Origin of the sequence: Rhizobium aureum, from assembly GCF_030182495.1 — a bacterium.
Classification (GTDB): Bacteria; Pseudomonadota; Alphaproteobacteria; order Rhizobiales; family Rhizobiaceae; genus Rhizobium; species Rhizobium tropici_C.
Genome location: NZ_JAQJCI010000003.1, coordinates 339,374 through 359,628 on the forward strand (window position 1 = coordinate 339,374; position 20,255 = coordinate 359,628).

Here is a 20,255-nt window from a genome sequence, read left to right on the forward strand (position 1 = left end):
GCGCCCGCAGATTCACCATGGCAAGGCAAGAAGCCAACGAGCAATTTCAGATCACCTCGTTCCTGGATGGCGCCAACGCTGCCTATATCGAGCAGCTTTATGCGCGCTACGAGGACGATCCTTCGTCGGTGACCGACGAATGGCGGTCTTTCTTCAAGGCGCTCGAGGATAGCCCCGACGACGTGAAGAGGGCGGCCAAGGGCGCCTCCTGGCAGCGTAAGAACTGGCCGATCCCGGCAAAGGGCGATCTCGTTTCCGCGCTCGACGGCGATTGGGGCGTTGTCGAGAAGGTTATCGAAACCAAGCTGAAGGCGAAGGCCGAAACCGCCAGCGCGCCGGCGAGCGCAACCGATGTCCTGCAGGCGACGCGCGATTCCGTGCGCGCCATCATGATGATCCGCGCTTATCGCATGCGCGGCCATCTGCACGCCAAGCTCGACCCGCTCGGCATCGCCGCTCCCGTTGAAGACTACAAGGAGCTGTCGCCGGAAGCCTACGGCTTCACCGAGGCCGACCTCGACCGAAAGATCTTCATCGACAACGTGCTCGGCCTCGAATTCGCGACCCTTCGCGAGATGATCGAGATCCTTGAGCGCACCTATTGCTCCACCCTCGGCGTCGAATTCATGCACATCTCCAACCCGGAGGAAAAGGCCTGGATTCAGGAGCGCATCGAAGGGCCGGACAAGGGCATCGCTTTCAATCCCGAGCGCAAGAAGGCCATCCTCCAGAAGATCATCGAAGCCGAAGGCTACGAGCAGTTCCTCGACGTCAAGTTCAAGGGCACCAAGCGCTTCGGCCTCGACGGCGGCGAATCGCTGATCCCGGCGCTCGAACAGATCCTGAAGAGCGGCAGCCAGCTCGGTCTCAGGGAAGCCGTGTTCGGCATGGCCCATCGCGGCCGCCTGAACGTGCTGTCCCAGGTTATGGGCAAGCCGCACCGCGCCATCTTCCACGAGTTCAAGGGCGGCTCCTACGCGCCTGACGAAGTCGAAGGTTCGGGCGACGTGAAGTACCATCTCGGCGCCTCCTCGGACCGCGATTTCGACGGCGCCAAGGTGCACGTCTCGTTGACGGCAAACCCGTCGCATCTGGAAATCGTCAATCCGGTGGTCATGGGCAAGGCCCGCGCCAAGCAGGACATGGGCGCCACCCAGTGGGACGGCGATATCATCCCGCTCTCCGAACGCGCCAAGGTCGTGCCGCTGCTGATCCATGGTGACGCGGCTTTCGCCGGCCAGGGCGTTGTTGCCGAAATCCTCGGCCTCTCCGGCCTGCGCGGTCACCGCGTTGCCGGCACGATGCATGTCATCATCAACAACCAGATCGGTTTCACCACCAATCCGGCCTTCTCGCGCTCGTCGCCCTATCCGTCCGACGTCGCCAAGATGATCGAAGCGCCGATCTTCCACGTCAACGGCGACGATCCGGAAGCGGTTGTTTATGCCGCGAAGATCGCGACCGAATTCCGCATGAAGTTCCACAAGCCCGTTGTGGTGGACCTCTTCTGCTACCGCCGGTACGGCCATAATGAAGGCGATGAGCCGTCCTTCACGCAGCCGAACATGTACAAGGTCATCCGCGCCCACAAGACGGTGCTGCAGATCTATTCGCAGCGTCTGATCAGCGAAGGCGTGCTGACCGAAGGCGAAGTCGAGAAGATGAAGGCCGATTGGCGCGCCCACCTCGAGCAGGAGTTCGAGGCCGGCCAGTCCTACAAGCCGAACAAGGCCGACTGGCTTGACGGCGAGTGGTCCGGCCTGCATACGGCCGACAATGCCGACGAGCAGCGCCGCGGCAAGACCGCCGTGCCGATGAAGTCGCTGAAGGAAATCGGCCGTAAGCTGTCGGAAATCCCGGCCGGCTTCCACGCCCACCGCACCATCCAGCGCTTCATGGAAAACCGCGCCAACATGGTGCAGACGGGCGAAGGCATCGACTGGGCAATGGCGGAAGCCCTGGCATTCGGTTCGCTCGTGGTCGAAGGCCACAAGATCCGCCTGTCCGGTCAGGATTGCGAACGCGGCACCTTCTCGCAGCGTCATTCGGTTCTCTACGATCAGGAGACCGAAGAGCGCTACATTCCGCTCGCCAATCTTTCGCCCACCCAGGCCCGCTACGAAGTCATCAACTCGATGCTCTCGGAAGAAGCGGTTCTCGGCTTCGAATACGGCTATTCGCTCGCCCGTCCGAATGCGCTGACCCTCTGGGAAGCCCAGTTCGGCGACTTCGCCAATGGTGCACAGGTCGTTTTCGACCAGTTCATCTCGTCGGGCGAACGCAAGTGGCTGCGCATGTCCGGTCTCGTCTGCCTGCTGCCGCATGGCTATGAAGGCCAGGGTCCGGAACATTCTTCGGCCCGTCTGGAACGCTACCTGCAGCTCTGTGCCGAAGACAACATGCAGGTCGCCAACGTCACGACGCCGGCGAACTACTTCCACATCCTGCGCCGTCAGCTGAAGCGCGACTTCCGCAAGCCGCTGATCCTGATGACGCCGAAGTCGCTGCTGCGCCACAAGCGCGCCGTGTCGACGCTTACGGAGATGGCGGGCGAGAGCTCCTTCCATCGCCTGCTGTGGGACGATGCGGAAGTGATCAAGGATGGCCCGATCAAGCTGCAGAAGGACAACAAGATCCGTCGCGTCGTCATCTGCTCGGGCAAGGTCTACTATGATCTCCTGGAAGAGCGCGAGAAGCGCGGCATCGACGATATCTACCTGCTGCGCATCGAACAGCTCTATCCGTTCCCGGCCAAGGCGCTCATCAATGAGCTCAGCCGCTTCCGCAATGCGGAAATGGTCTGGTGCCAGGAAGAGCCGAAGAACATGGGCGCATGGTCCTTCATCGATCCCTATCTGGAATGGGTGCTTGCCCATATCGATGCCAAGTACCAGCGCGTTCGCTACACCGGCCGTCCGGCCGCCGCCTCTCCGGCGACGGGCCTGATGTCCAAGCATCTGTCGCAGCTTGCGGCGTTCCTCGAGGACGCGCTTGGCGGGTGAGGGGTTGCGCGATGACGCGTTTTCGTTTGAAAATTGCGTCGTCGCGCTCCAGCCTTCCGCTTGATGCGACGGGGGAGAAGATGGCCGTCATGCAGCAACATGCAGCCTATCGCCACGATCAAGCAAAAGCCCGGTCGGCCGCTGATGTTGTCCGGGCGCCAGCGTCGCGGTGTGTCACCCGTCCGCCGGTCCTCTGTCGCCGGAATTCCATCTAACTCAAAATGACGAAAATCAGGATTTGAACAATGGCCACTGAAATCCGCGTTCCTACCCTCGGCGAATCCGTCAGCGAAGCGACCGTCGGTACCTGGTTCAAGAAGGTCGGCGATGCCATCAAGGCTGATGAGCCGCTTCTCGAACTTGAAACCGACAAGGTCACGATCGAAGTTCCGGCACCTTCCGCCGGTACGCTTTCCGAAATCGTTGCCCAGGCCGGCGAAACCGTAGGCCTCGGCGCGCTGCTCGGCCAGATCTCCGCCGGCAACGGCGCTGCCGCCGCTCCGGCACAGGCTGCCGCACCCGCGGCTCCGGCTGCTCCGGCACCGGCCGCGGCTGCACCGGTTGCAGCGCCTGCCGTTTCCGCTCCGGCGTCTTCCATGCCGCCGGCACCGGCTGCAGCCAAGCTGCTCGCCGAAAACAATCTCTCCGCCGATCAGGTCGAAGGCAGCGGCAAGCGCGGCCAGGTCCTGAAGGGTGATGCCATCGCCGCCGTCGCCAAGGCTGCTTCGGCGCCGGCCGCCGCACCGGCCGCGCCCGTTGCCGCCCGTGCCCCGACCGCCGTCGAGGATGTCAATCGCGAAGAGCGCGTGAAGATGACGCGCCTGCGCCAGACGATTGCGCGCCGCCTCAAGGATGCACAGAACACCGCCGCCATGCTCACCACCTATAATGAGGTGGACATGAAGGCTGTCATGGACCTGCGCAACAAGTACAAGGACGTCTTCGAGAAGAAGCATGGCGTGAAGCTCGGCTTCATGGGCTTCTTCACCAAGGCCGTTACGCACGCGCTGAAGGAATTGCCTGCTGTCAACGCCGAGATCGACGGCACCGACATCATCTACAAGAACTACTGCCACATCGGTATGGCTGTCGGTACCGACAAGGGCCTCGTCGTTCCTGTTATCCGCGATGCCGACCAGATGTCGATCGCCGAAGTCGAGAAGGAACTTGGCCGTCTGGCGAAGGCTGCCCGCGACGGCTCGCTGTCGATGGCCGACATGCAGGGCGGCACCTTCACCATCACCAATGGTGGCGTCTACGGTTCGCTGATGTCCTCGCCGATCCTGAATGCGCCGCAGTCGGGCATTCTCGGCATGCACAAGATCCAGGAGCGCCCGGTCGCCATCGGCGGTCAGGTCGTCATCCGCCCGATGATGTACCTGGCGCTCTCCTACGACCATCGTATGGTGGACGGCAAGGAAGCGGTTACCTTCCTCGTGCGCGTCAAGGAAAGCCTGGAAGATCCGGAACGTCTCGTTCTCGATCTCTAATGGGAGCGTTGGATCATGTCGACATGGCCCATGCGGATGCTGCGCGGATTGATGTGCGCCGTCGCCGCATGGGTGCCATCGTCCGCAGCGACGGCCGAGATCGACATTTCCAAGTTCAGCAGCAATCTCGATCTGGCGTCGCTTGGCGACGCCGATCTTGCGGCCCGCTCGATCAGCGTGCTGCGCATCGGCAAGGTCGAGCTGACTTCCGGGCGCATCGTCGCCAGCGATCCGCTCGTCGGGCCTGATCGCCCGGCGCTCACTCGCACCGTTTCCCCCGGTGATTATCCCGTCACTCTCTATCAGGCTTTCGGCCGCATCGCCGCAGCCAGCATGCGCTTTGCCGAGGGCAGGTCGGTGCGCTGGGAACTGGCGGTAATCCCCGGCCAGGACATCAATTCGCTGAAGAATGACGAATTCTTCGGCTATCCGGTCGATGCCGGTCTCGGCTGCTACATGGATGCCGACACCTATGCGCTGATCCAGGAACGCGAAAAGCAGGTCCAGCTGGAGAAGGCGTCGTCCGACATCAATTACTATGATGATGTTCTCGCGTCCGAACTGAGCGCCAACAGCGACAGCTATGTCATGCATCGGCCGATAGCGGGCAAGCGCGGCAACGTCGCTATTTTCTGGAGCGGCTGGGGCGACGGCTTCTATCCGGTCTTCTGGGGGCTCGATGCCCGCGGCCGGCCGCTCGTTCTGTTTACCGATTTCGGCGTGACTGAAAATGCCGATGGCCGGCATGAGCCGGAAGGGGAATGACCATGCCGGCTCAGAACATGATGGCACGGCTGGCCTCGATGCTCTTGATAACATTCGCCTGTGTGGTCGCTCCCGTCTCTGTCCATGCGGAAGAATGCGTGCAGGAAAAGGCCGTCTACGTCGATATGGACAATGCCTATGAGTTGCGGTTCGAGCCGATGGGCTCGGAATCATCGGTCAGCAATAGGTTCAAGCTCGCCGTGCGCAATACCACCATCGTGGCCGAAGGCATCGTGATGCGCAGTGACGATCGGCTGCGCGCCGATGGCCGGATCATGTTCGAATGCCCCGAGGGCGATGTCACCGGCGCGGATCTCCGGGCCTGTACCGTCTGGCAGGGCATGGTCTACGCCTCCGATCTGAAGGGCCATATCCGGGCATTGCCGGCGGAAGGCGAGAGCGCTGCAGACCGGCTGTTCCTGCCGGCACTTGGTCCTTCGATCCAGAAGTCGTCCCTCTGGGGCAAGGGCAAGGCAACTGTCGCGCCCTGGGATGTCCTTAGTCTGAAAGGATGCAATCAATGACCGACGATACACCTGTGCTTCTCGTGACCGGCGGCAGCCGCGGCATCGGCGCTGCGGTTTGTCTGGCTGCCGCTCAGCATGGCTGGGCCGTGGCGGTCAATTATGCGTCCAACAAGGATGCGGCCGAGGCTGTGGTGGCAACGATCCGCGAGGCCGGCGGTGAGGCGATTGCAATCGCCGCCGATGTCGGCAAGCCCGAGGATATCAAAGCCATGTTTGCCAAAGTCGACACGCATTTCGGCCGCATCGACGGACTCGTCAACAATGCCGGCATCGTCGATACCATCCAGCGCCTGGACGAGATGACGCCGGAGCGGCTCGACCGCATGTTCCGCATCAACATCACTGGCTCGATGCTGGCGGCCGCCGAAGCCGTGCGCCGCATGTCGACCCGGCATGGCGGCAAGGGCGGAGTGATCGTCAATCTCTCCTCCATGGCGGCAACGCTTGGCGGCGGCGGGCAATATGTCGACTATGCCGCCTCCAAGGGCGCAATCGATACGTTCACTGTGGGGCTCGCGCGCGAGGCGGCGGCGGAAGGCATCCGCGTCAATGCGGTGCGGCCGGGCATCATCGATACCGATATCCATGCAGCTGCCGGCCTGCCGGATCGGGCGCGCGATATCGCACCGCAACTGCCGATGAAACGGGCGGGAACGGCCGATGAGGTTGCCGACGCCATCCTCTATCTCTTGAGCCCGCACGCATCCTATATAACGGGTGCCGTGCTCGATGTGAGCGGTGGCCGCTGATCAGAACGGATGGATGACATGCAGTATATTCTCGAATTTCTCGGCCTGATGGCGGTGTTCTCGATCTTCATCGTCGTTCCGGGCGCCGATTTCGCCGTGATCCTGCGGCAGAGCATCTTGCATGGCCGCCGCGCCGCCATGATGACGGGGCTCGGCATGGGCTTCTCCCTGCTCTTCCACATCAGCTACACCATTCTCGGCCTTGGCTTGATCGTGTCGCAGTCGCTTGTCCTGTTCAGCCTGATCAAATGGGCTGGCGTTCTCTATCTCGTCTATCTCGGCTTCAAATCCTTCCGCCAATCCGGCTTTCAGGTGAAGGATGTCGAGATCACCGAGGAAGATCGCAAGCCGGTTTCCGTCTGGCGCTGCCTGGCGACGGGCTTCATCACCAATGCGCTGAACCCGAAGCCGGTGCTGTTCTTCCTGTCGCTGTTTTCGACGCTCGTCCATCACGATACGCCGGCGCTCATCCAGTTCAGCTACGGCATCGGCATGGCAACGGCGCTTGTCGCCTGGTTTGCCGGCGTTTCCACCTTCTTCACCGTCAAGCCGGTCCGCGATCGCTTCATCGCATCGGGCAAATGGTTCAACCGCATCACCGGAGCGGCGCTCGTCGGCTTCGGCATCCGCCTCGCCTTGGCACGGGCGACCGATTAGAGCCGGATGATTTTAGGTCGAATCGACCTAAAATCTGAATCCGCTCTAGAATCAAAGAAGTAGAGCATGATGTCGTCCGAAAACCGCTCACACTTTTCGGCATCATGCTCTAAAACGGATACAAAACAAGGAAATTAAAAAATGTCCTACGATGTGATCATTATCGGAACCGGCCCCGGCGGCTATGTCTGCGCAGTCAAGGCAGCGCAGCTCGGCCTGAAGGTCGCGGTCGTCGAAAAGCGCGCGACCTATGGCGGCACCTGCCTCAATGTCGGTTGCATTCCGTCCAAGGCGCTGCTGCACGCTTCCGAAGTGTTCCATCATGCCGGCCATGGCATGGATGCCCTCGGCGTCGAAGTCGACGCACCGAAGCTCAATCTTGAAAAGATGCTGGCGCACAAGGATGCGACCGTGAAGTCGAACGTCGACGGCGTCGCCTTCCTGTTCAAGAAGAACAAGATCGATGCCTTCCAGGGCACCGGCAAGATCGTTTCGGCCGGCAAGGTTTCCGTCACGGCTGACGACGGCAAGGTCACCGAGATCGAAGGCAAGAATATCGTCATCGCCACCGGCTCCGACGTCGCCGGCATCCCGGGCGTGCCGCTCGAGATCGACGAGAAGGTCATCATCTCGTCGACCGGCGGCATCGCGCTCGACAAGGTTCCGGGCAAGATGATCGTGGTCGGCGGCGGCGTCATCGGCCTTGAGCTCGGTTCGGTCTGGTCCCGTCTCGGCGCCAAGGTCACCGTCGTCGAATATCTCGACACCATCCTCGGCGGCATGGACGGCGAAGTCTCCAAGCAGTTCCAGCGCATGCTCGCCAAGCAGGGTATCGAATTCCATCTCGGCGCCAAGGTCGTCGGAGTCGAAAAAACCGGCAACGGCGCGAAGGTCACCTTTGAACCGGTCAAGGGCGGCGACAAGGTCGTGCTCGATGCCGATGTCGTTCTCGTCGCCACCGGCCGCAAGCCGTACACGGCAGGCCTCGGCCTCGAGGAAGCCGGTGTGGCGCTCGACAATCGCGGCCGCGTCGAGATCGATGGCCACTTCAAGACCAACCTCGCCGGCATCTATGCCATCGGCGACGTCGTGAAGGGGCCGATGCTGGCACATAAGGCGGAAGACGAGGGCGTTGCGCTTGCCGAGATCCTCGCCGGCCAGGCCGGCCATGTGAACTACGATGTCATTCCGAGCGTCGTCTACACGCAGCCGGAAGTCGCCTCCGTCGGTAAGACCGAGGAAGAGCTGAAGGCTGCGGGCATCGCCTACAAGGTCGGCAAGTTCCCGTTCTCGGCAAACGGTCGCGCCCGCGCCATGCTGGCGACGGACGGTTTCGTCAAGATCCTCGCCGACAAGGAAACGGATCGCGTTCTCGGCGGCCATATCGTCGGCTTCGGCGCCGGTGAAATGATCCACGAGATCGCCGTGCTGATGGAATTCGGCGGTTCGTCGGAGGACCTCGGGCGCACCTGCCACGCGCATCCCACCATGTCGGAAGCCGTCAAGGAAGCCGCGCTCGCGACCTTCTTCAAACCGATCCATATGTAAGATCGGACGATCCCGGCGCGACAAGCGCCGGGATTGCAATGCTTGCCTGATGATGCGATGTACAGAGCTCCCGTGCATCGCATCATCCAATCGTTCTCACCGACAAAGCAAGCATGTCACGTCAAAACCCAGCCGCTTACCCATCCCTGAAACTTTTCGTTGCGACGGCGCTTGCATTCCTCGTTGTCGTTGCGGCACCTGTGCATGCCGAATCGCTGGCCGCGGGCTGGCCTCAGGCGGTCAGCGATCTGCCGGTGGAGCAAGGAATCCGCTTCGGGACTTTGCCGAACGGCATGCGCTTTGCCGTCATGCACAATGCGACACCGGCCGGCCAGGTGGCGATCCGCTTCCGTATCGGCGCCGGTTCGCTGCAGGAGCGCGACGATCAGCAGGGTCTGGCGCATTTCCTCGAGCATATGGCCTTCAAGGGCTCGACCCATGTTCCTGAAGGCGAGATGGTGCGCACCCTCCAGCGCCTGGGTTTGGCTTTCGGCGCGGATACGAACGCTTCCACAAGCTACGGCGAAACCGTTTATGCGCTGGATCTTCCCGAAGCCAATCCGGAGACGGTCTCGACCGGATTGATGCTGATGCGGGAGACGGCCAGCAAGTTGACGCTCGATGCCGGCGCCTTCGACCGCGAGCGGGGAGTGATTCTCTCGGAAGAGAAACTGCGCGACACGCCGCAATATCGTGGCGGCACCGGTTTGCTTGCTCAGCTGCTGCCAGGGCAGCGTGTGCCGCAGCGCCCGCCCATCGGCAAGACCGATATCATCCGCAATGCTCCGGTCGATCTCGTCCGAGACTTTTACCGCAGCTATTATCGCCCGGATCGCGCCACGCTGATCGTCGTCGGCGATATCGATTCCGCCGCCATCGAAGCTGATATCCGCAACCGGTTCGGCAATTGGGCCGCCGCCAGCGCGGCGCCCGCCGACCCTGACCTCGGTACTCTCCAAAGCTATGGAAAGCGGGTCGGCACAGTCGTCGTGCCTGGCGGTGCGACCCGCGTGCAACTTGCCTGGACGCGGCCCTATGATGCCTCGCCGGATATGGTCGTCAAGCGCCGCGCGCAGCTGGTGGAGGATATCGGCCTTGCCGTTCTCAACCAGCGTCTATCCCTTCTGGCGCAGCAGCCCAATCCGCCCTTCGTTAGCGCGCAGGCCGGTGCGCAGGACTTCTTCAAATCGGCCCATGTCGCGATGATTGCCGCCGATAGCGATCCCACCAAGTGGCAGCTTGCCCTGGCAGCTATCGATCAGGAGCAGCGCCGTCTTGCGCAGTTCGGTGCCGACCAAAGCGAGATCGATCGGGAAATTGCCGAATATCGCTCCACGCTGCAGGCTGCAGCGAGCGGAGCTGCGACGCGCACCAGCCCGGATATCGCCGGATCGCTTGCCTGGAGCGTCGGCGAGAACCTGGTTTTCACCTCACCTGCCGACGATCTCACGCTGTTCGATGCCGCGATGAAGGGGCTGAGCGCCAGCGAAGTCAATCAAACTCTTCAGCGCGTTTTCTCCGGCAACGGTCCGCAGCTCGTGCTGCAAATCCCGCAAATGCCCGAGGGTGGCAATACCGCCGTCGAGAAGGCCTATGCCGAGTCGCGCGCCGTTGCGGTCACCGCGCCGGAACAGGCGGCCGCGGTCGCATGGCCCTATACTAATTTCGGGCAGCCTGGGACCGTCGTCGAACGGCGGTCGGTCGACGATCTCGGCATTATCATGGTTCGCTTTGCCAATGGCGTCCGCCTGACCGTAAAGCCGACCAAGTACCGTCTCGACGAAGTTCTGGTGCGGGCCAATATCGGCCACGGCCGGCTGGATCTGCCGCGGGACCGTCCGTTGCCGATCTGGGCGGCGCCGGCGCTGCCGCTGTCCGGCCTGAAGGCCATCAGCTATGACGATATGCAGAAGGCTTTTGCCGAAAAGGTCGTCGGCAATGACTTTGCTATCCAGGATGCCACCTTCAAATTCGAGGGTGCCACGCGGCCGCGCGATCTGGCGGCGCAATTGCAGCTTCTGACGGCCTATGCTTCGGATCCGGCCTATCGTCCGGACGTCTTCAAGCGGGTGCAGCAGGCCTATCTGAACAGTCTTGATCAGCTTCAGGCGACGCCGGGCAGCGTGGTCGGCCGCGAATTGCCCGGTCTCCTGCATTCCGGCGATCCGCGCTGGGTATTCCCGAACCGGTCGCAACTGCTCGATGCCAAGCCGGAAGATTTCGAGACGCTTCTGCAGCCGCTCCTTTCCAAGGGACCGATCGAGGTCATCATCGCCGGCGACGTCGAGGTCGACGATGCCATTCGCATGACGGCCGAGACCTTCGGCGCGCTGCCGCCGCGCAGCGACGCACAAGGCCAGGTGGATGGCGCCGATGTGCATTTTCCCGCACCGACCAGGGAGCCGGTCATCCGGCTTCACGACGGTCGAAGCGACAATGCCGGCGCAGCCGTCGCCATGCCGATCGGCGATTTTCTCTCGGATCTGCCGAGAGCCGCGGCCGCCAATGTGACCGGGGCGATCCTGCAGAATCGCCTGATCGACCAGTTCCGCCTCGCCGAGGGAGCAACCTATAGTCCGCAAAGCGAGGTCGATCTGTCGAGGTCGATTCCGGGCTATGGCTTCGCCTACGCCTATGTCGAGACGACGCCGGCCAAGCTGGATCACTTCTTCGATCTAGTGGACAAGATCGCCGGCGATCTGCGCAGCGGAGATGTCTCGCCGGATGAGCTGACGCGCGCGAAGGCTCCGATCATCGAGGAGGTCAAACGGTCGCAACAGACCAACAGCTACTGGCTTCAAAGCCTGCAGAACGCCCAGACGGATCCGCGTCGCCTCGAACGGATTCGCAGCGGCATCGGCGGTTACCAGGCTGTAACAGCACAGGACGTTCGCGCCATCGCGACCACCTATCTGAAGCCGGCAACCTCCTGGCGGATGAAGATATTGCCGGCCGGTGGATCGGCGGTGCGTTAGTCCATTATCTGCCGGCCAAATTGCCGCAGTCGGCATTTGCCGATCGGGTCGCATCGCAATGTGTGGTAGCCTTCAGACGTCGAATAAAGACGGATGAAACCATGTCCGCAAGGCCTCTGATGGTGAAGCCCCTTATGCCGCATCCCGCATTGCCGGATGCCGATTGGGCTGACTGCTACGAACTGAAGATCCCGAACTCGGACCTGACGGCCATTGCTGCCGCCCGAACGATGCTCAGCCGCTTTCCATATTGGGTGCGGTTGCTGATACGAGTGCGCGATGTGGTAACGGGGTTGTTCGGCTTGAGATCCACCAGCGATCTTCGAGCAGAGGAGTTGGAAAAGATCGGCTTCTTTCCCGTCGTCAGCAAATCAGACAATCAGGTCGTGCTCGGGTTCGACGATCGGCATCTCGATTTTCGCGTCGTCATCGACGTGCGTGATGACGATCAGGGATGCCGGCTGATCGATGCCACGACGCTCGTCCGGCGGAACATATTGCTTGGCCGGATCTATCTCGCCATCATCACGCCATTCCACCGGCTGATCGTCGCGACGACGCTTGCCAATTTGGGTAAGCGGATGCAAGCGGTCAGTTCGCAGCCGTCACTGTAAAGCCCTGCTTGCGCAGCAGCGCAACGAGCCCTTGGTCGCCGACGAGGTGCAGTGCGCCGACGGCCATGAAGGCATTACCCTTGTCGAGAACCGGCGCGGCGCGTTCGGCCATCACCTTGTTGCGATCGAGGATGATGCGCTGCTCGAAGGCGGCGGTATCGTCGTCCGTGATCTTCTGGTCCGGTTCGATCACCTTCAGCATCGGGATCATCGCGCCGATATTGCCGGCGAGATAAAGGCCGGTCATGGTTTCGTTGACGTCGTTGATCTTGTTGCCCATTTCGAGCGTCTGCATCAGCGACTTCAGATGCAGCGCGATCGGCAGATCGCTCATGGCCTTGGCCTGCTCGGCCAGCGTTTCGAGGCCCACGACCTTCTTACCCTCGGCGGCGGCATCGCCGGCGAGCTTCTGGTCGAGAAACTTTGCACCAGCTGCCTTGCGGCGGACCTCGCAGCCGGTCATTTCGAAGGAGCTCGAGATCAGCCAGGGCTGCATGCGCGAGACGGCGGCGAGCGTCAGGCCGCGCTCCTTCAGACCGGCTTCGAGCCGGGTATTGTCTTCAGGCGACAGATGCTCGCTGATCGTCGATCCGTCGGTCAGCATCGTCAGGGAAGGATTGGAAAAAAGCGCAAGGGCCGCCTTCTTGTCATCCAGGATCTCGTCGGATTCGACGATGATCGTATCGGCTCCCGCAGCAGCGTCGGCTGCACCTTTCGGCATGGTGAGCACGCGGGAATCCGAGACATGCATGGTGCCGAGCAGCCATGACGGCTTCAGGCCGGGCTTTTCGATCTTCCAGAAGATGCCCTTGCCATTCTCCACCTTGTCGCCGGCGGCGATGATGGAGGCATATTTGGCTGGATCGGTCTTTTGAAGTTCGGCCATGAGATCCTTGCCGCCGCAGCTATCGGAGATTGCGCCTTCCGCATGCGCCTGCTGCAGCGTCAGCATCGTCGCGATCAGCAGGATCGCCAGCATCAACGGAATAGCCGTGGCAAGCCAAAGCAGGATATCGCCGAGTGCCGGTTTCGTCGACCGCATCGTCCTGGATCCGAGGGCAGAAATCATCAAAATCTTCCGTTCGCAGAGGCGTGATCCCTAACGCTCGAAAGCGGCTTTCGGGAGGCATGCCGAGACATGGTTCTGCTTTATGCGCACGAGACGGAGATTTCCTTAACGCAAGGAGTTAATCTTTTCTTACACGTGCGAACAGGCCTTACGCGCGGGGATGAGCGCGGTCGTAGACCTCGAGCAGGCGTGAGGAATCGACGCCTGTATAGACCTGCGTCGTCGAGAGGCTCGCATGGCCGAGCAGTTCCTGGATCGTGCGCAGGTCGCCGCCGCCGGCGAGCAGATGGGTGGCGAAGGAATGGCGCAGGGCATGCGGCGTCGCCGTATCCGGCAGGCCGAAGGCGCTGCGCAATTTCTGCATGCCGTGCTGGATGATGCCCGGCTGCAGCTTGCCGCCGCGCGCACCGCGAAAGAGCGGACCGTCCGCATCGAGATGATACGGGCAAATCGCCCGGTAGTGGCCGACCGCTTCGACAACGATCGGCAGCAACGGCACCAGCCGGGTCTTGTTGCCCTTGCCGGTGATGCGCAGCGAGGTTGCGCCCGGCGGAAAATCCTGCGGCTTCAGATCCAGTGCTTCGGAAATGCGCAGGCCGCAGCCATAAAGCAGGGTCAGCACCGCCGCATCGCGCGCGGCGATCCATGGTTCCTCGTGCAGCTGCGCCTCATCGCTGACGACAGTGATCGCCTGCTTGTCGGAGAGCGGCTTGGGAAGCGATTTCGGCTGCTTCGGCGAACGCACGGCGGCGGCACCGGCGGCGTTGACCAAACCCTTCTTTTCGAGGTAGCGCAACAACGAACGAAGCCCGGCAAGATTGCGCCCGAGCGAGCGCGCGCCGGCTCCATCCTTGCGGCGCGCGGCAAGAAAGGCGCGGAAGTCGGCGGGGCGCAGGTCGCGAATATCGGCGATCGTCGCCGGACCGCCGAGATGGCCGGTGAGAAACGTCAAAAACTGCCGCGTATCGCGCTCATAGGCATTCAACGTGTGAGCCGCGAGCCGTCGTTCCCGGCCGAGTGCGTCGAGCCAGCGGCCGCGCTCCGCCATCAACCCTGGGTCGGCGATGATCAACAACTCGTTCAGTGGAAAACCCCTTGAAATTCGGATTCCTTCTGCCACTTTGAAGGAAGGAAGGTTATGGAATCGCTAACTTTCCCGCTGCTTCCGGCGCGTTTTCCTTCGTGCTACGGGGATGCAGCTCGACTTCAATGAAACTGCATATGGTCGATTCCGAATCTCGGATGGTTCGCCTTCCATATGCGAGGCGCTTGTCATGCTTCGATCATATTCGATTGCGATAGAATATTTCCCAACCATTCAGGACACTTCATGGCACGCCGCGGGTCGATAACTGCACTGGGACAGATTGCAGAAGCAATCGCTTTGGTGTCCCAGGGTCAGCCCGGGCATATTGTCGATACTCTGATCGCAGAGCGCGGGCAAAAAATCGTGCGCAATCCGCTTTGGCCGTTCATGCGCCCGTTTCTCTACACGCTGCTGCGCTACAACAAGGCGATCGAATTCGCCGATGATGTCGCCAAGCTTTCGGGCTTCCAGTGCTTCGAATATATGAGCGACTTGTTGCGGCTCGATATCGGCGTGACCCATGCCGACCGCATTCCCGCTTCGGGCGGTTTCATCCTCGTCAGCAATCACCCCACAGGCATTGCCGATGGCGTCGCTGTCTTCGATCTTCTGAAATCGCGCCGGCCCGATATGATGATCTTTGCCAATCGCGATGCGGTACGCGTCAACCCGCGCTTTGCCGAGATGATCATCCCTGTGGAGTGGCGCGAGGAATATAAGAGCAAGCCAAAGACGCGCGAGACGCTGCAGCTGACCAACCGTGCCGTGGCGGAGGGCAAGGTCACCGTGCTCTTCCCATCCGGCCGTATCGCCTATTGGGCGAACGGCAAGCTGAATGAGCGGCCGTGGAAGACCTCGGCCGTGGGTCTGGCGCGCAAATACAATCTGCCGATCCTGCCCGTGCATCTGACGGCGCGCAATTCCGGCCTGTTCTACTGGTTCGCCAAATGGTCGACAGAGCTGCGCGACATGACCGTCTTCCACGAGCTGCTCAACAAGCGCGGCGACCGGTTCGATTTCCTTGTCGGCAATCTCATCCCCGTCGAGCATCTGGACGGCGACGTCAACGAGGTGACGAAGGCGCTGGAGAAGCATACGGTCTTCGATCTTGCAGCGGATGGAAACGCAACCTTCTCGCCGCTTGTGCCCCCAAAGCAGGATGAACCCCTGGTTCGCATTCTCTTTGACAGGGGAATCGGCTAAACCGCGTGGCATGCAGCTACGCTCCATGTTTGCCCGGAATTATCGTTCCCTGCGCTCGATCCGCATGGATCTTTCCGATGTCAATCTGTTCATCGGCGAGAACGGGGTGGGCAAGTCCAATCTCTATCGTTCGCTGCAGCTCGTGCAGGCGGCGGTTCGTGGCCGGCTGGCGCATGAAATCTCCAGCGAAGGCGGGATGTTCTCGGCCATGTGGTCGGGCAAGCGGCGTTCGCATGAGTCCCCTCGTATCCGCTTCGATATCGAGCTGCTCGACATGGAACGGGCGGCGACGTTCCGTTACTGGATCGAAGCGGGCATGCGGCCGCCCTGCGCCTCCGCCGGCTTTCCGCTGGAGCCGCAGGTCAAGGCCGAGGAGCTTTCGGTCGAGACCGGGCGGCGGCCGGTGACGATGATGAAGCGCGACGGGCCAGGCATTTCCGTGCGCGGCGTGAGCGGCCGCATGCAGCCGCATCCCGAGAACGCCCTGACTTCCGAAACGGCGGTCGCGTTGCTGGGTGATGCCGGTCATTTTCCCGAGGTCGGCACGTTCCGGCGCGCCGTTGACGCCTGGCGATTCTACCACGGCTTCCGCACAGATCGCGGCTCGCCGCTGCGTGCGCCTTGCCTTGCCGTGACGTCTCCCATGCTGGATGAGGATGGCGCCAATATCGCCGCCGTTTTCGCAACCCTCGTCCATACGCGCGAGGATACTGTCGAGCTGGACCGGGTTCTTGCCGCAGCGCTCGGAGGGGCGCGGCTCGTGGTGCCGGAGCCACAGGAAACGGCGGATTTCGGCCTGATGCTGCCCGAGTTTCCCAATCGCGTCTTCCAGCCGCGCGAGCTCTCCGATGGCCAGATCCGCTTCCTTGGTCTCGCCGCCGCCTTGATGTCCTACCGCCTGCCGCCGCTGATCGCGCTCAACGAGCCGGAGGCGAGCCTGCATCCCGACATGCTGGTGCCGCTTGCCGACATGATCGCTGAGGCCGCAAAGACGAGCCAGATCTGGATCGTTACCCATTCCGAACGTCTGGCCGAGGCCGTGCGCGAACGCTGCGGCGCGAAGCCGCGCCGGGTGATCCGTGAGGACGGCTCCACCTGGATCGACGGCATGAGGTCGACTGGCGAGATCGATGATGACGACGAGTAGCGGCAATCCGGGTTTTCTTTTTTGTCTGTCCGGGGCATGGTCTGGCGCAATGAGCAAAGATTCTTCCGATCTGTTCGGTGCGCTTTTCGAGGCGGCGCCCGCGAAGTCTATGATGAGCCGTACGGTTCCCGTTCTCGTGCCGATGCCGGCGCCGCGGGCCTATTCCTATGCCGTGCCCGAGGGATTGGCGGTGGAGCCGGGTTCGGTCGTGCAGGTGCCGCTCGGGCCGCGGCAGGTGATCGGCGTCGTCTGGGATGGCGAGGATGATGGCGGTGTCGATCCGAAGAAGCTTCGGCCGATCAGCCATGTGTTCGATTGTCCGCCGCTCGGCAAGCATATGCGCGATTTCATCGATTGGGTTGCCGCCTATACGCTGTCGCCGCCGGGGCTGGTGGCACGCATGGCGCTTCGAGCGCCGGCCGCCTTCGACCCCGAACCGATGATCGAAGGCTTGCACTTCATCGGCGGGCAGCCGGAGCGGCTGACGCCGGCTCGCGCCAAGGTGATGGAGATTGCCGCCGATGGATTGTCGTGGACACGCACTGGGCTTGCGCATGCGGCGGGTGTGTCCACCAGCGTCGTCGACGGGCTGATCGCGCAGGGCATTTTCGAGACCATCTTCCTGCCGCCGCCGCCCGTCGTCGCCAAACCGGATCCCGAATTCACCGCGTCGCGGCTGCAGGGGCCGCAGAAGGATGCTGCCGATGAGATCCTGGCCGATGTCCGCAAGGGCGAGTTCGCGGTTTCCCTGATCGACGGCGTTACCGGCTCCGGCAAGACGGAGGTCTATTTCGAGGCCATCGCCGAAACGCTGAGGCGTGGCAAGCAGGTGCTGATCCTGCTGCCGGAAATCGCGCTGACGGCAAGCTTTCTGGAGCGTTTTCAGGATCGCTTCGGCGCCAAGCCGGCCGAATGGCATTCCGATCTTGCGCCGCGCATGCGCGAGAAAGTCTGGCGCCAGGCGGTCACCGGCGAGGTGCGGGTCGTGGCCGGGGCGCGTTCGGCGCTCTTCCTGCCTTTCGAGGATCTCGGCCTCATCATCGTCGATGAAGAGCATGACCCTGCCTACAAGCAGGAGGATCGCGTCTATTATAATGCGCGAGATATGGCCGTGGTGCGCGGCCGCATCGGCGATTTTCCCGTGGTGCTGGTGTCGGCGACCCCATCAGTGGAAAGTCAGGTCAACGGCCAGAGCGGGCGCTACACGACAATCCACCTGCCGACGCGCTTTGGCGATGCGGCTCTTCCCGACCTGCATCTGATCGATATGCGCCGGCATGCGCCAGAGCGCGGGGGCTTCCTTTCGCCCGTGATGATCCGCGCGATCGGTAAGACGGTTGCCAAGGGCGAGCAGGCGCTGCTGTTCCTCAACAGGCGCGGCTATGCGCCGCTGACGCTCTGCCGCGTCTGCGGTCATCGCTTCCAGTGCCCGCAATGTTCGAGCTGGCTGGTGGAGCACCGCTTCCGCAACCAGATCCAGTGCCATCAATGCGGCTATGCCGAGCGCACGCCGGAGGCCTGCCCCGAATGCGGCACGCTCGACCATCTCGTTGCCTGCGGTCCGGGCGTCGAGCGTATCGCGGAAGAGGTGGAGCGGCATTTCCCCGAGGCGCGGACGATCGTGCTCTCCTCCGACATCATGGGCGGCGTCAAGCGGCTGAGACTGGAGCTCGACGCCATTGCCAAGGGCGAGGCTGATATCGTCATCGGTACGCAGCTCGTCGCCAAGGGACACAATTTCCCGCTGATGACGCTGGTCGGCATCGTCGATGCGGATCTTGGCCTGGCGAATGGCGATCCGCGCGCCGCCGAGCGGACGTTCCAGCTCCTGTCGCAGGTGACAGGACGCGCCGGGCGAACCGGCCTCAAGAGCCATGGTCTGCTGCAGACCTACCAGCCGCAACACCCGGTGATGCAGGCGATCGTCTCGGGCGATGCCAGCGCCTTTTACGAGCGGGAGATTTCGGAGCGGGAGAGGGCCATCTTGCCGCCCTTCGGCCGGCTCGCCTCGATCATCGTCTCGGCCGACACGAGGCAGGATGCCGAAACCCACGCCCGCGGCATGCGCAATGCGGCGCCGCAGGTTTCGGGTATTTCGGTGCTCGGTCCGGCAGAAGCGCCGATCGCGCTGGTGCGCGGCCGCCATCGCTTCCGCCTGCTCGTGCATGGCCGGCGCAATTCCGACATGCAGGGTTTTCTGCGCGCGATGCTGGCGCAATCCCCGAAGGAGCGCGGCTCCGTGCAGGTGCAGCTCGATATCGATCCGCAAAGCTTTCTGTGAGGTTACCAATTCGGCTCGATTTTATCGTCTGGCGACTTCGAGACTGTTTGTTCCAACTCATGAGACAGCTTTCGCAGGCCCTTCGGAATAGCGCCGAGTACGGGGTCGTCAAATCGAAGATGCGGCAGATAACGGCCTATCATGTTTGCGACCGCATGAGCCTGCGCTTCATCGCGGAGTTTCTTCAGTGGGTCACGATCTTCCCGGCGTGAAAGCCAAAGCTTGTGCAAGGCAAAACTTCTGGGATCGGGGCACGTATATTGTACGGGGTAGCCGCGTTCATCAAGGACAATGGCCGCCACTTTAGGGCTATTAACCAGCCATTGCAGGCCCTCTATTTCGACGGCAGCCAGATCATCCTCATTCTGCCCAATACTGGCGGGCCTTGAATTGCTGATGGGATGCGATGGCATGGGGCCGATCAAATCGACAAGATATCCATCCTTGTTTGCCGCGCGGAAACTCCGCTTACCAAGTGAATGAAAGGATTTGTCGGCAGTGCGTAGGATACCCATCAACCCTTCCGCGCCGATATTCCTTCGCAAAAGATTGAGGTTTGTTCGCGCGTCGAAAAGCAGATCGATGTCGCCGGTTGCGAGGAGACCGCTCTCGATCCTGATGCCGCCAAGTCTCTCATAGAGAAAAAGCGCATTCGTGCCGACAATATCCAGAGCGCTACCGATAAGATCGGCCCTATTGAGCGCCCGCAGAATACGCGCGGTTGTTAATGGCATTCTGCCAAGTCGCATAGCTCGATTGATAGCCGCCATTTCGTCGAGCTTGGTTGATAATGTGGCCAAGTGCTGCCGACGTTCGTTTCTTCCCTCATGAAATTGGTGGTAAGTTTGCTCAGTGTCGGAAGAGCGTGGGCCAAGTGATTTCCATGCGGTCTTTGCCTTGCGATAAAGGTAGTCGCGTCCGGAAACTGTTTTCCACGCCATGGCGCCTGCAAATCGATGGGACAACTCGGCATTTACGGCAAGCCACGCCTCGAACAGCTGCTCCGTATCGATGGTCTGCCTTATTTGATCGCTCTTTAATTCGCTGAAATAAAACAATTTATCCCTTTTGGAAAAATATCTTGCTAAAAGGGGATAAATTCTCCTCCGCAAAGAGGCGGCGTCAGCGGCAAATTATCCCC

15 protein-coding genes are annotated in these 20,255 nt (G+C 61.7%); 12 read left to right on the top strand and 3 right to left on the bottom strand.

Annotation, left to right across the window (positions count from 1 at the left end; genetic code table 11):
- Positions 1-17: 17 nt before the first annotated feature.
- From PH552_RS10430 to PH552_RS10470, 9 genes are all read left to right on the top strand, one after another.
- The gene (locus tag PH552_RS10430; protein WP_112341361.1) at positions 18-3,002 is read left to right on the top strand and encodes a 2-oxoglutarate dehydrogenase E1 component; all 2,985 of its coding nucleotides are present in this window, start codon (positions 18-20) and stop codon (positions 3,000-3,002) included.
- Between the two features lie 245 nt (positions 3,003-3,247).
- Complete coding sequence (odhB, locus tag PH552_RS10435) at positions 3,248-4,492, top strand: 2-oxoglutarate dehydrogenase complex dihydrolipoyllysine-residue succinyltransferase (protein ID WP_113249137.1); 1,245 nt, start codon at positions 3,248-3,250, stop codon at positions 4,490-4,492.
- A gap of 15 nt (positions 4,493-4,507) precedes the next feature.
- On the top strand, positions 4,508-5,257 hold the full coding sequence (locus PH552_RS10440) for a DUF4241 domain-containing protein (protein WP_113249136.1): 750 nt from the start codon (positions 4,508-4,510) through the stop codon (positions 5,255-5,257).
- A 2-nt stretch (positions 5,258-5,259) separates the two neighbouring features.
- Positions 5,260-5,781 (top strand): hypothetical protein, encoded by a 522-nt coding sequence (locus PH552_RS10445; protein WP_483315488.1) that lies wholly within the window; start codon positions 5,260-5,262, stop codon positions 5,779-5,781.
- The gene (locus PH552_RS10450) at positions 5,778-6,533 is read left to right on the top strand and encodes an SDR family oxidoreductase (RefSeq protein ID WP_113249135.1); all 756 of its coding nucleotides are present in this window, start codon (positions 5,778-5,780) and stop codon (positions 6,531-6,533) included. The genes PH552_RS10445 and PH552_RS10450 overlap by 4 nt, the downstream gene beginning before the upstream one ends.
- Before the next feature lie 18 nt (positions 6,534-6,551).
- Positions 6,552-7,190 carry a LysE family translocator gene (locus tag PH552_RS10455; protein ID WP_113249179.1) on the top strand — a complete coding sequence of 213 codons (639 nt, stop codon included), beginning with the start codon at positions 6,552-6,554 and terminating at the stop codon, positions 7,188-7,190.
- A 141-nt stretch (positions 7,191-7,331) separates the two neighbouring features.
- Complete coding sequence (gene lpdA / locus PH552_RS10460) at positions 7,332-8,738, top strand: dihydrolipoyl dehydrogenase (RefSeq protein WP_113249134.1); 1,407 nt, start codon at positions 7,332-7,334, stop codon at positions 8,736-8,738.
- A gap of 113 nt (positions 8,739-8,851) precedes the next feature.
- Complete coding sequence (locus PH552_RS10465) at positions 8,852-11,713, top strand: M16 family metallopeptidase (protein WP_285165915.1); 2,862 nt, start codon at positions 8,852-8,854, stop codon at positions 11,711-11,713.
- 101 nt (positions 11,714-11,814) lie between these two features.
- A complete protein-coding gene (locus PH552_RS10470) occupies positions 11,815-12,327 on the top strand; it encodes a DUF2867 domain-containing protein (RefSeq protein WP_169645136.1) in 513 nt (170 codons plus the stop codon).
- On the opposite strand, the gene PH552_RS10475 is transcribed toward PH552_RS10470, so the two are convergent.
- Positions 12,305-13,396: a TraB/GumN family protein gene (locus tag PH552_RS10475; RefSeq protein ID WP_112341354.1), complete on the bottom strand. Its 1,092-nt coding sequence runs from the start codon at positions 13,394-13,396 to the stop codon at positions 12,305-12,307. The two genes, PH552_RS10470 and PH552_RS10475, sit on opposite strands and share 23 nt — an antisense overlap.
- Before the next feature lie 148 nt (positions 13,397-13,544).
- Positions 13,545-14,480, bottom strand: coding sequence for a tyrosine recombinase XerC (locus PH552_RS10480; protein ID WP_145645014.1), 936 nt, complete (start codon positions 14,478-14,480; stop codon positions 13,545-13,547).
- A gap of 246 nt (positions 14,481-14,726) precedes the next feature.
- On the opposite strand from PH552_RS10480, the gene PH552_RS10485 reads away from it, so the two are divergent.
- Genes PH552_RS10485 through PH552_RS10495 form a run of 3 tightly spaced genes read left to right on the top strand, consistent with a single transcriptional unit; the run spans position 14,727 to position 19,114 of the window.
- Positions 14,727-15,686: a GNAT family N-acetyltransferase gene (locus PH552_RS10485; protein ID WP_285165917.1), complete on the top strand. Its 960-nt coding sequence runs from the start codon at positions 14,727-14,729 to the stop codon at positions 15,684-15,686.
- Positions 15,687-15,696: 10 nt separating this feature from the next.
- The gene (locus tag PH552_RS10490) at positions 15,697-16,833 is read left to right on the top strand and encodes an AAA family ATPase (RefSeq protein ID WP_112341352.1); all 1,137 of its coding nucleotides are present in this window, start codon (positions 15,697-15,699) and stop codon (positions 16,831-16,833) included.
- Between the two features lie 49 nt (positions 16,834-16,882).
- The gene (locus PH552_RS10495; protein ID WP_113249177.1) at positions 16,883-19,114 is read left to right on the top strand and encodes a primosomal protein N'; all 2,232 of its coding nucleotides are present in this window, start codon (positions 16,883-16,885) and stop codon (positions 19,112-19,114) included.
- A gap of 2 nt (positions 19,115-19,116) precedes the next feature.
- Here PH552_RS10495 and PH552_RS10500 read toward each other — a convergent pair whose 3' ends face one another.
- On the bottom strand, positions 19,117-20,172 hold the full coding sequence (locus tag PH552_RS10500) for a nucleotidyltransferase family protein (protein WP_113249175.1): 1,056 nt from the start codon (positions 20,170-20,172) through the stop codon (positions 19,117-19,119).
- Positions 20,173-20,255: the final 83 nt, after the last annotated feature.